11 protein-coding genes and 1 tRNA gene are annotated in these 12,157 nt (G+C 27.2%); 8 read left to right on the top strand and 4 right to left on the bottom strand.

Annotated elements, in window-relative coordinates:
- Position 1: 1 nt before the first annotated feature.
- Together WG950_RS00255 and WG950_RS00250 are read right to left on the bottom strand one after the other, a co-directional pair.
- Positions 2-1,561 carry a peptidylprolyl isomerase gene (locus WG950_RS00255; protein ID WP_340933293.1) on the bottom strand — a complete coding sequence of 520 codons (1,560 nt, stop codon included), beginning with the start codon at positions 1,559-1,561 and terminating at the stop codon, positions 2-4.
- Between the two features lie 81 nt (positions 1,562-1,642).
- Positions 1,643-1,924: a DUF493 family protein gene (locus WG950_RS00250; RefSeq protein WP_079736896.1), complete on the bottom strand. Its 282-nt coding sequence runs from the start codon at positions 1,922-1,924 to the stop codon at positions 1,643-1,645.
- A gap of 79 nt (positions 1,925-2,003) precedes the next feature.
- Between WG950_RS00250 and WG950_RS00245 the strand changes: the two genes are divergently transcribed.
- The 5 genes from WG950_RS00245 to WG950_RS00225 all read left to right on the top strand — a co-directional run bounded on the left by WG950_RS00245 (position 2,004) and on the right by WG950_RS00225 (position 6,508).
- Positions 2,004-2,561, top strand: coding sequence for an ATP-binding protein (locus WG950_RS00245; RefSeq protein ID WP_340933290.1), 558 nt, complete (start codon positions 2,004-2,006; stop codon positions 2,559-2,561).
- The gene (locus tag WG950_RS00240) at positions 2,558-4,453 is read left to right on the top strand and encodes an ATP-dependent DNA helicase RecQ (protein ID WP_340933289.1); all 1,896 of its coding nucleotides are present in this window, start codon (positions 2,558-2,560) and stop codon (positions 4,451-4,453) included. The genes WG950_RS00245 and WG950_RS00240 overlap by 4 nt, the downstream gene beginning before the upstream one ends.
- Before the next feature lie 2 nt (positions 4,454-4,455).
- Positions 4,456-5,400 (top strand): methionyl-tRNA formyltransferase, encoded by a 945-nt coding sequence (fmt, locus tag WG950_RS00235; RefSeq protein WP_340933287.1) that lies wholly within the window; start codon positions 4,456-4,458, stop codon positions 5,398-5,400.
- 187 nt (positions 5,401-5,587) lie between these two features.
- Positions 5,588-5,860 carry an HU family DNA-binding protein gene (locus WG950_RS00230; RefSeq protein ID WP_079736898.1) on the top strand — a complete coding sequence of 91 codons (273 nt, stop codon included), beginning with the start codon at positions 5,588-5,590 and terminating at the stop codon, positions 5,858-5,860.
- A 90-nt stretch (positions 5,861-5,950) separates the two neighbouring features.
- Positions 5,951-6,508, top strand: a complete 558-nt coding sequence (locus WG950_RS00225) for a YqgE/AlgH family protein (RefSeq protein WP_079736899.1) — start codon at positions 5,951-5,953, stop codon at positions 6,506-6,508.
- Here the strand turns inward: WG950_RS00225 and WG950_RS00220 are convergent.
- Both WG950_RS00220 and WG950_RS00215 read right to left on the bottom strand, forming a co-directional pair.
- Positions 6,505-7,338, bottom strand: coding sequence for an aminotransferase class IV (locus WG950_RS00220; protein WP_340933286.1), 834 nt, complete (start codon positions 7,336-7,338; stop codon positions 6,505-6,507). The genes WG950_RS00225 and WG950_RS00220 overlap by 4 nt on opposite strands.
- 100 nt (positions 7,339-7,438) lie before the next feature.
- Positions 7,439-7,822 carry an START-like domain-containing protein gene (locus tag WG950_RS00215; RefSeq protein WP_340933285.1) on the bottom strand — a complete coding sequence of 128 codons (384 nt, stop codon included), beginning with the start codon at positions 7,820-7,822 and terminating at the stop codon, positions 7,439-7,441.
- A 108-nt stretch (positions 7,823-7,930) separates the two neighbouring features.
- Between WG950_RS00215 and WG950_RS00210 the strand changes: the two genes are divergently transcribed.
- From WG950_RS00210 to WG950_RS00200, 3 genes are all read left to right on the top strand, one after another.
- A tRNA-Met gene (locus WG950_RS00210) sits at positions 7,931-8,004 on the top strand.
- Between the two features lie 242 nt (positions 8,005-8,246).
- Complete coding sequence (locus WG950_RS00205; RefSeq protein ID WP_340933282.1) at positions 8,247-10,244, top strand: PAS domain S-box protein; 1,998 nt, start codon at positions 8,247-8,249, stop codon at positions 10,242-10,244.
- Positions 10,208-12,154, top strand: a complete 1,947-nt coding sequence (locus tag WG950_RS00200) for a PAS domain-containing protein (RefSeq protein WP_340935216.1) — start codon at positions 10,208-10,210, stop codon at positions 12,152-12,154. Before WG950_RS00205 ends, WG950_RS00200 begins: the two co-directional genes overlap by 37 nt.
- Positions 12,155-12,157: the final 3 nt, after the last annotated feature.

The raw sequence follows: 12,157 nt of genomic DNA, 5'->3' as shown, positions 1-12,157 counted from the left end.
TTTAATCTTTATAATAGTTTATCAGTTTCTTTAACTGCTTTTTATGAATTTTTATTTTATTCTTTTTTCTTAAATCTGCAATCCATTTTTCTTCTAAATAATTTTGGTAATCATTCATTACCTCACCTTTTACAGTTTTTAATTCATTAGAATTATAGTTGGCTTTATTCTTATCAAAATAAGATTTTAAACCTAAAGAATCTTTAGAAGATTTGTTCCAAATTTTTTGTTGCATTAGTTCAAATAACAACAAACCATCTTCATATTCTTTTAAAGTATTAGCGTATTCAGGTTCAGTTTTTATTAAGTTTTCTTTGTAATAAGCTAAAATTTCTTTTTCTTTAAACATCTCGAACAACACAAAAATAGGTTTATGCCTTCTGTTTTTTGTGTAATCTACAAATTTCTCTTGTGTAATTTTCTTATCATTGATGCTTAATATAGTGTTTTGCAAAGAATCCTTAGAAAGCGATCTAATATTTTTTTGATTAAGAATTTGTTTTGCTTTTTCATTTTCTACAATTTTATAAGTTGCTTTTAACTTATTAATTATAGCTTTTTCAGACATTTGCATACGAGAACTTCTTTTAATTTTTTTACGAAGCTCTGTTTCCATTTCAGCAAAAGACTTAATAGGATGTTTTCTTAAAAGCTTTACAATATGCCAACCAAAACGGGTTTTAAAAGGTTTTGAATAATCGCCAACGTTTTTTAATGAAAATGCAGCATCTTCAAATTCTTTTACCATTCTACCAGTGCCAAATCTGTTTAACTTTCCTCCTCTTCCTTTTGAACCGATATCATCTGAAAATAAGTTTGCTAATTTTTCAAAAGACTCATTATTTTGAAGTCTATTGTAAACCTCATCAATTTTAATTTTACTAGCATTTGTAGTATCTTTTATTAAAATATGTGCCGCTTCAATTTCTCCTTTAGATGGTCTTAAATCATCAACTTTTAAAATATGATACCCATACTGACTTCTAAAAGGCATAGAAACATCACCTACTTTTGTAGCAAACGCTACATCTTCAAATGAAGAAACCATTTGAAAAGCTTTAAAATAGCCCAAATTACCTTTATTACCAGGAATACCTCTTTTGGCATCTCCTTTTGCAGATCTATCTTCGGATGTTTCTACTGCTAGTTTTTCAAAACTTTCTCCGTTAACAATTCTATTTCTAATGTCTAAAATTTTATTGTAAGCAACTAAAGTATCTTTTGGCATTGCATCTTTAGAAGTTCTGATTAAAATATGTTTTGCTTTTACTTCATTTTTTGTTCTAAAGTAAATGTCTTTAACCAAGTCTGCAATAAAAGAAGTGTCTTGTAAATAAGGTGCTGCTAATTGGTTTTTATAAGTAGCAATTTCTCTTTTATAAGAAGGTAAAGTATCTAACTTAATTTTGTAAGCCTCTTTAACCTTTAATAAATAATTGATGTATAAATCTAAATTTTTAGTTACATCTTTAGCTTCCTCATTATCTATAGCATCTAAATTTTTTTCATAAACCCGTTTAAAATCTGCTACAGAAATTTTTTCTTTATTAATTGTAATCAATGTTTTAGAATCTTGCGAATAAACATTAATTGCTAAAAACAATATACAAATTGATAAAAACCTACTTTTCATAAGACTTAACTATAATGATATAATACCTTTAATATTTTCTGCTTTTTTATAATATGCTATAACTTCATCCGAAGATTTAATTTTTAAAATAATAGAAACACTAACGTATTTACCTGTTTTAGATTTTTTTGTATTTATTACAGCGCCTGTGTTATTAAAAATTGCTTCTACTTCTGCTACTTGATTCTCTGTACTTGGTACAATAAATTTATAGAGATAATCTGCAGGAAACTTAGTAGTATCATCTAATTGAATTTTTAACTTGCTATAAAATTCGTTTTTATTACTCATAATAATTGTAAAAATTTTTCTAAACTATTTGCAAATTGCAAGACACAAAATTACATTAAAATTTAATTTTATAAACGGAATGATTTATTTTTGTGCGATGCAGCAAAAAATTGTTCTTATTGGCGGACCAGGAACTGGTAAAACTACTATTATAAATGAACTTATTAAAAAGGGATATTATTGTATGCCAGAAGTTTCTAGAGAGGTAACTTTAAAGGCTAAAGAAGATGGTATCGATCAACTTTTTTTAACAGAGCCTTTATTATTTAGCAAAATGCTTTTAGAAGGTAGAGAAAATCAATACTTAAAAGCAACAGATTTAAAAAAAGACATTGTTTTTTTTGATAGAGGAATACCAGATGTTCACGCTTATATGGATTATTTTAAAACAGAATATCCAGATTACTTCATAGAAAAGTGCAAAAAATATGAATACACCAAAATATTTCATTTTTCACCTTGGGAAGAAATACACACCACAGACAACGAACGTTATGAATCTTTTGTAGAATCTGTACAAATTGATAAGTTTTTGGTAAAAGCCTATTCAGATTTGGGTTATAATTTAATAAATGTGCCTTTTGGTTCTATAGAAGAACGTACAAACTTCATTTTAAATTCGCTAACAAGCGAATGATGTTATCACCAGAAAATATATTAAAAAAATATTGGGGATTTACCTCCTTTAGAGCACCTCAAAAAGAAATTATTTCTGCAGTTTTAAACAACAAAGACACCATTGCATTATTACCAACCGGTGGCGGAAAATCTATTTGCTTTCAAGTACCTGCATTGGTAAAAGAAGGAGTTTGTATTGTGGTTTCGCCCTTAATTGCTTTAATGCAAGATCAAGTAGAGAATTTAAAACAGAAAAATATAAAAGCTATTACAATACCTACCGGAAGTCAGCAAGATGAAATTGTAACACTATTCGATAAAATTAAATTCGGTAAAGTAAAGTTTTTATACATATCGCCAGAGAGATTGCAATCATCTTTAATTCAGCAAAAAATTAAAGAATTAAATGTAAACTTGGTTGCAATTGATGAAGCGCATTGCATTTCTGAATGGGGACATGATTTTAGACCTTCTTATAGAAATATAAAAGTTCTTAAAGAAATTTTACCAGAAGTTGGTTTTATTGCATTAACTGCAACAGCCAATAAAAAAGTGTTGTTAGATATTGAAACCAATCTAGAATTAAATAACACTTTGCTTTTTAAAAAGTCTTTTTTTCGAGAAAACTTAGCATATCAAGTTTTTAAAATTGAAGATAAACTAGAAAGACTTACAAGTATTTTTAGAAAAACTAAAACACCAGCAATTGTTTATGTAAATTCAAGAAAAAAAACTGAAGAAATCTCTAATTTTTTAAATGCTAAAAACTTTAAAAGCACTTTTTATCACGCAGGTTTAACTGTTATAGATAAAGAAAAGGCTTTTAATAATTGGATGTTAGAGAAAACACCAATAATTGTAGCAACCAATGCATTTGGTATGGGAATAGACAAACCCAATGTTGGGTTGGTAATTCATCTTAATTTACCAAATAGTTTAGAAAACTACGTACAAGAAACAGGTAGAGCTGGTAGAAATGAAAAAAAATCTTTCGGTGTCTTATTATATAGTGAACATGACATTTATTTACATCAAAAGCAAATAGAAAACTCTATACCTTCTATTTTAGAAATTAAAGAAGTTCATAAAAAGTTATATCAACAATTTAGAATAGCCTTAGGTGAAATTTCTGAAGAAGTTTATGCTTTTAATTTTTATGAGTTCTGTAAAAAGTACAACTTACAAGTTCTTAAAACAGATGCTATTCTAAAATTATTGGTTAATTATGGTATTATAGAACTTAATAGTAGTTTTAATAAAAAATCTACTTTAAAGGTCACAGCATCTCATTATTCAATCTTAAATTTTTCTAACAATAATAACTCTTTAAAAAACTTTATAAATGTACTTTTAAGAACTTACGGAGGTTTGTTTGAAGATGAAATAAAAATAAACGAATTCTTTATTGCCAAGAAAGCAGGAATAACTTCTAATAAAGTAATTCAGAATTTAGAATTATTAGAACAGCAACAGTTACTTGTATACAATCAATCTAACGAAAATGCTGCTTTAAATTTTCTAATGCCTAGAGAAGATGATAAAACTATCAATAGATATTCAAAAGAAATAAAACAATTTCTATTTCTAAAGGAAGAAAAAGCAAAAAACTTCATCGCTTTTATAAAGAACAACAAAGTTTGTAGAAGTAAGCAACTTTTGGCATATTTTGACGAAATTAAACAAGAAAACTGTGGCATCTGTGATGTTTGTTTAGCTATCAAAAAAAAGCAAACTAAAAACTTATCCGAAGATATTATAGAACTTCTAAACCCAAACAAACAATTGTCTTCAAAAGAAATTACTAATTTTTTAAATGCTAAAGAGAAAGACATTTTAATACATTTGCAAACGCTTCTTGCAGAAGATAAACTAATATTAAATAATCTAAATAAATTTCAACTAAAAATATAAATATGAAAGATATGCGTATCGTTTTTATGGGAACGCCAGATTTTGCCGTGGCCATTTTAAAACATTTAGTAGAAAACAACTATACAATTGCAGGCGTAATTACTGCACCAGATAAACCTGCCGGTAGAGGAAGAAAAATAAATGAGTCTGCAGTAAAAAAGTATGCAAAATCTCAAGATTTAAAAATATTACAACCAACTAACTTAAAAAACGAAGATTTTTTAAGTGAATTAAAATCTTTAAACGCCAATTTACAAATTGTTGTTGCCTTTAGAATGTTACCTAAAGTTGTATGGCAAATGCCAGAATTAGGTACATTTAATTTACATGCTTCTTTATTGCCAGAATATAGAGGTGCAGCACCAATACATTGGTCTATAATTAACGGAGAAACAAAAACGGGTGTAACCACATTTTTTATTGATGATAAAATTGATACCGGAGAAATTATATTACAAGAAGAAATTACAGTTTTAGAAACAGAAACTGTAGGTAGTCTTCACGACAAATTAATGCATTTAGGTGCAAGTTTAGTTTCTAAAACTGTAGATTATATTGCAAAAGGAAATGTAGTTACCACAAAACAACCCGATTTAGAAGAAAAATCTGCACCAAAATTAAACCCAGAAAACACAAAAATAAATTGGACAGATAGTTTAGAAAATATTTATAATAAAATTAGAGGTTTAAACCCTTTTCCGGCAGCTTGGACTTTAATATATAATAATGATGAAGAAATTTCTGCTAAAATTTATGCTGTAAGTAAACAAATAGAAACACACACTTTTAGTTTTGGAAGTATTATTGCATCTAAAAAAGAATTACAAGTTGCAGTAAATGGTGGCTATATTATTATTGATGAAATAAAACTTTCCGGTAAGAAAAAGATGGATGCAAAAAGCTTATTAAATGGCTTTCATTTTTCTTCGGATGCAAAAATGATGTAAAGCCTTTATTGATGCGGTTTGTAGAGTTTTTTGATTTTCAAAGCATGCTTTATTAACAATTGACCTACATTTATTAACAAAATGCCCTTTTTTGGGCCTTCATATTTGCGTAAACCCACAATCCGTCTATATTTGTTAAGCTATTAAGCAAAAAGTATAATAAAAATAATTTAAAAATCAATTCATTATGAACAAATCAGATTTAATCGATGCAATGGCTGCTGACGCAGGAATTTCTAAAGTAGCAGCTAAAGCAGCTTTAGAGTCTTTTACAGGTAACGTAACTTCTTCTTTAAAAAAGGGAGATAAAGTTGCTTTAGTTGGTTTCGGAACTTTTTCTGTATCTAATAGAGCTGCAAGAACTGGTAGAAATCCTCAAACTGGAAAAACTATTGAAATTGCTGCTAAAAATGTAGCAAAATTTAAAGCTGGAGCTGGATTAAGCGATGCTGTAAACTAATAATTACAGTTTTAAATAAAATAAAAGCTCTCTTTTTTAAGAGAGTTTTTTTTTGTTAAAATTTTACCTATATTTAAATAAAAAAATTGAATGTCTAAACTCCTCCCAAAAAAAGGTAGGCTTTTGGTTGCAGAACCATCTATCTTAAACGACAATTCATTTAACAGAGCTATTGTTCTATTAACTGAACATACAGATAATAATTCTGTCGGTTTTATTTTAAATAAACCATTAGAGTATTGTATTAAAGATTTATTACCAGAAATAGATTGCGATTTTAATATATACCAAGGCGGCCCTGTAGAACAAGATAATTTATACTTTGTGCACAGAATACCACAATTGTTAGACAATAGCATAGAAGTTGCTAACGGTGTGTTTTGGGGCGGAGATTTTAAGCAACTAAAAGACCTTCTTAACAGTGGCTTGCTAGAAGAATCTGATATTCGATTCTTTTTAGGCTATTCTGGTTGGGATAAAGATCAACTAGAAGACGAATTAAGCGGAAACTCTTGGTTTGTTACAGAAAATAACTTCGAAAACATTTTTTCTAACGACGAAGAAAGTCTTTGGAAAAATAAATTACTAGAAAAAGGAGGTAACTATAAACTTTGGGCAAACGCACCAAACGATTTTAACTTAAATTAATTACCAGCAATTTGTAAAACATTTAAATTGGCTTGTAATTTTGTAGCCAAACTAGTTGTAAATGTTTTTTTCTTGTATTTAGTTATTGCTTGTACACCAACAATTGCATTTGTAATAAAAACTTCGTCTGCTTTTTGTATCTCAAACGGAGAAATCGTTGTTTCTTCGATAGTAAAATCTTTATTTTTAGTTAAGATTTCTATGATTTTTCCTCTTACAATACCTTTAATACATCCTTCTGATAAGGCAGGTGTTTTAACAACATTACCTTTTACAACAAATATATTTCCGTTGGTAACCTCTACTACTCCTTTTCTTTCATTTAAAAGAACGCAACTATCTAAATCGTTTTCATTAGCATAAATACTTGCTAGAGTATTAAGCATTCTATTATTTGTTTTTACTGTAGATAGCAAACCAGAATAGTTGTAAAAATCTTTAAAAACATCAACTTTATACTCATTTTTAGAAACATAAGTATTTTCACTAGCTTCAATCGAATAATCAACTTTGTTAGTTTTTGGTGTATACAAACCACCATCTTTTCTATAAACATTTAAACGAACTCTATAAGATGGTGCGTCATCTATAACTGCTATTGTTTTTAAAATTTCTTTCTCTAAAAACTCTAAAGTAAATTCCATAGGAATTTTCATACGCAACATTCTCATCGAAGCCATCAATCTAAAATAATGATCTTCCCAAAAAACAACTTTTTTGTTTACAACTTTAATTGTTTCAAAAATAGCATCTCCGTATTTAAATCCTCTATTATCTATAGAAAGGTTTACGTTTTCTTTAAATAATAACTCACCGTTTAAATTAATCATCCTTTAAATTTTAAGAACTGCAAAAATACTACAAATCTTAGTATTATAAACATAAAAAAACCAGCAATAAATGCTGGTTTTTAAATTGTATTTTATCTAATTAAGCACCAATTGTGTGTCTTAATTCTTCTATTTGATTCTCCCAAAGCTGTTTAGCTTCGTCTACCTCATCTTCATCTTCTGCAAAGTCTGTTACTATTAAGGAAACATCTTTTGTTAATGGATCTACTTGAATTCTAATTTCGAAATAACTTTCATCATCTTCACTCTCTAACCACTTCCAACGCATTCTTTCACCTGCCTTTTTGGTTATTAAATTTGCTAACTCTTCTGTACCTTCCCAAACAAAGCTAAAAACTTTACCTCTAGAGTTTACTTTATCTGCAAACCATTCTTGTAAACTAGAAGGTGAAGATATGTATTGATATAGCATATTAGGCGATGCGTGAATTGGAATTTCTAATTCGAATTTTACTTTATCCATTGTTTGTTTTGTTAGGCGAACAATATAGGTATTAATTCAATTAAAAAAAAATTAAAACACTTCTTGCAGGTTTGTAAAAAGTGTCTATATTTGCACCCGCAAACCAATGGCGAGGTAGCTCAGTTGGTTAGAGCGCAGGATTCATAACCCTGAGGTCACGGGTTCAAATCCCGTCTTCGCTACAAATTTAAAAAACAGTTTAGTGTATTCTAAACTGTTTTTTTATGTTTTAAACTTCCTTAAAATTCAATTTATAAGTATTTTAAATAATCTTAAATTAAGATTATTTAAAATAACTTACTCTGTAATAAAGTTTTACCAAATAAAAATCACTTTATTTTATTGATTATTAAAATTTATTTGATATTTTTATAATTCTATATTAAGTCCCTTCTACCCTTAAGTACCCCCATAATCTTAAGCTATGAATTATAACCTTACATTAATTTTATTTTTACAAAGCACCTTAGTTGCTTTTGTAATCCTTCTTTTATTTAAATTTAGAAAAAAACTTGGTAAAGGTGTTTTGTACGCTTGTCTTGGCTTGTTTCAATTTGTACAAGTCATGATTTTTATATTAAACAGTGTTTTTCAAAATTTTGCGTACGATTTTCTAGTAACACCAGGATCTTCTATTTTTGTAACTATTTCTCTCTTTACTTTATTATTAATTTACATTAAAGAAGATGCTAACGAAACTAGAAAAATAATATCTACCATATTAATTGCCAATATTTTAATATATTTTATAGTAATTTCTTTTTTATGGAACTTAAACGGCATAAACTCTAAAAATTCTTTTAGTGTAACAGACAACTTTTTAAAAAATACACCTTCTTTTATTGTAGGTAATATTGCATTATTTTTAGATGCTTTATTATTAATATTTACTTTCGAATTTATATCTAAAAGAATAAGATTTCTTTTTCTACAAATTAGTATTACAATGTTTGTCGTCTTAACATTTGATACTATCTTTTTTTCCGTTTTCACTTTTTTCAATTCTAATAACTTAATTGATATTATAGTTTCTGGTTTAATCTCAAAAAATAGTTTTACTATTTATTATAGTTTGCTGTTTTATTTTTATCTAAGGTTTTTAGATGAGACAGACAAAGATTTGGTTTATTTTAAAATTAAAGATGTTTTTAAGCCACTTAGTTATAAGCAAAAATTTGAAGTAGCAGTAAATGATATTAAAAAAGCGAATGAAATGTATCGTTTACTAACAACAAATTCTAATGATATTATTTGTTTACAAGAACTTAATGGTAATTATAGTTACGTTAGTCCTTCAATAAAAAATATTTTAGGTTATGAACAATCTGATTTTTTAGGAAAACAAATTTTTTCTATAGTTCATAAGGATGATATTGAAGAACTTCAAAAGAAAATATCTGAAAAAGAGTTTTTAAAAAATAATCAAAAAACACCACTAATTTTTAGATTAAAACACAAATTAGGTCATTATATATGGATAGAATATTCTACATCACCAATTTATCAAGATAATAAAATTACATCTTTTGTAACTTCTGCAAGAGAAATTACAGATCGAATAATATCGAAAAACAAATTAGACAACTCTTTATTATTATTACAAAAAAGAGAAAAAGCTCTAAATGAAGCGAGTAGAATTGGTAAAATGGGTTTTATAGAGTATGATGCTATGAAAAAAACTTATATCTGGTCTGATTATCTGTTTTACATTTTTGGTTTAGAACCATCTGATCGTCCACCACCTCAAGAAACCTTTTTAAATTATTTTGAAAAAGAATCTAGACAAAGAATCCTAAAAAACATAAAAACTCTTCAAGAAGAAGGCAAATCATTTAATATTGAAGTTAAAGGTAAAAATCAAATAAATAAAATTATTTGGCTTCGATTGATTATAGAACCAGTTTTTGGTGCTAATAAAATAGTAGTTGGAAGAAGAGGCGTATTACATGATATTACTCATACCAAACAAGCGCAGTTAAAATTAGAAAATTCTTTAGAACTTTTAGAAAAAAATGAAGATTCCTTAAATATTGCCGGTAAAATAGGAGAACTAGCATTTATAGAATATAATACTAAAACCGATACTTTTATTTGGTCTGATTACGCTTATAAAATATTTGGTTTAAACCCAAGAAACGGAACACCGACTTTAAAAGATGTTTTAACTTTTTTTGATGAAAAATCTAAAATAAAATTAAAAAACCTTATCAATAAAATAAATACTAAAGGGCAACCAGGTGATATTGAATTAAAGGGTATTAAAAGAAATGGTGAAGAGTTTTGGGTTAGAAATATAGCCCAACCTATTTTTAATAAAAATAAAGAATTAATAGGTCGAAGAGCTATTTTACAAGACATTACAAAATATAAGAAAGTTCAAAGTAAATTGAAAACTCCAAAAAAGAGTTACAAATCTCTTTAAGATTATTAGAAAAAAAAGAACTATCACTAAGAGAATCTAGTAGAATTGCAAAAATTGGATATTCTGACTATTTATTTGAAACCAATGCTTTTTATTGGTCAGATTATGTTTATAAAATATTTGGTTTAGATCCTAATAAAGAAATACCATCTCGAGAGGAAATGATTGCTGTTTATAAGGGTGAATTCTTAGAAAAATTAATTAGTGCTACAAAGAAATTAGACGCTGATGGAATACCATATGACATCGAACTTAAAATGACAAATTTTGTAAATAAAGAAGTTTGGATTAGAATTATAGGACACTTAATTTATGACGACGATAAAAATGTAATAGGTAGAAGCGGTGTTTTACAAGACATTACAGATTCTAAGTTAAATAGAATAGAACTAAAAAGATCTAAAAAAGAAATTGAAAATTCTTTAAAACAATTAGAAAAAAATAAAGCTTCTATGGATGAAGCTAGCAAAGTAGCTAAAATAGGATACTTTGAATATATAATTGCTAAAGACGATTTTAGATGGTCTGAATATTTATATGATATTTACGGTTTAGATAAAGCAAAACCTTTACCACCAAGGGCAGACATTGTAGCCCAAATTGATAAAGATTCTTTACCTGTTATTAAACAAGCAACATTAGACCTAACTAATAATGGCGTATCTTATGATATACAAATGAAAATATATCATAAAAAAACTGGTAAAGCTGTTTGGGTAAGAAATGTTGCAGAGCCTATTTTTGATGAAAATAAAAATATAATAGGAAGACGTGGCTTAGCACAAGATATAACAGACAAAAAAGAAAGTATTGATAAAATAGCTAGAGCAGAAGAATTATATAGATTACTAGCAGATAATACCAACGATTTAATATGTTTACAAGAATATGATAGTACGTTTAAATATATAAGCCCATCAATAGAAAACATTCTTGGTTATAAACAAGAAGAATTTATAGGCAGAAAAGTATATGATATAGTGCACCCAGAGGATTTAAAATCTTTAAAAAACACTTTTTTCAATATTTCTAAAGAAGTTAAATCTCATGCATTTCCTTTTAGGGCTTTACATAAAAAAGGACATTATATTTGGTTAGAGTTTTTATCTACACCTGTTTACAATGGTGATGATATTAATTACTTTGTAACTTCAGCAAGAGACATAACACAAACAATGGTGGCCAATGAAAATATACAAGAATATCAAAAATCTTTAAAAAGGTTAACAACCGAAATTACGTTAATAGAAGAGAAACAGAAAAAAGAAATAGCTTCAAATATTCATGATCATTTAAGTCAATCTTTAGTAATTTCTAAAATGAAAATTAAAGAATTAAAACGTAATAAAGAATATGAAAAACTAATAAAAGATTTAGATTTTATAGAAAATCATATTACTGATGCATTAGACAATAGTCGAAAAATTACTTTTGAACTTTCTCCTCCTGTTTTATATCAATTAGGAATTGTAGATGCGTTGTTTTGGTTATTTGAATACATTGAAAAAACATATGAAATAAAATCTGATATTTATACAACTTTAGATACTGTAAAAATGGATGATACAAAATCTATTTTACTTTATAGAAGTATACAAGAAGTTGTAAATAATGCTGTAAAATATTCTAAGGCATCTTTTTTTACATTGAATATTGATGAGAACTCTAATTACATCTCTTTTATATTTAAAGATAATGGTAATGGTTTTGATACCAAAAAATTAAAAAACAATCACAATACAAACGGTTCTGGTTTTGGGTTATTTACAGTTAAAGAAAGAATAGAAAATATTCGAGGAAAATTCAATATTTCATCAGAAATAAGCAACGGTACAACTGTCGTTTTTAACATCCCTAAATCACCATCAAAAAGTCACAACGTTCAGAATATTCAACAAAAACTCATTTAAATT

It is taken from the genome of Polaribacter marinaquae, assembly GCF_038019025.1.
GTDB lineage: Bacteria > Bacteroidota > Bacteroidia > Flavobacteriales > Flavobacteriaceae > Polaribacter > Polaribacter marinaquae.
This window is presented reverse-complemented; position numbering and strand designations above follow the sequence as displayed.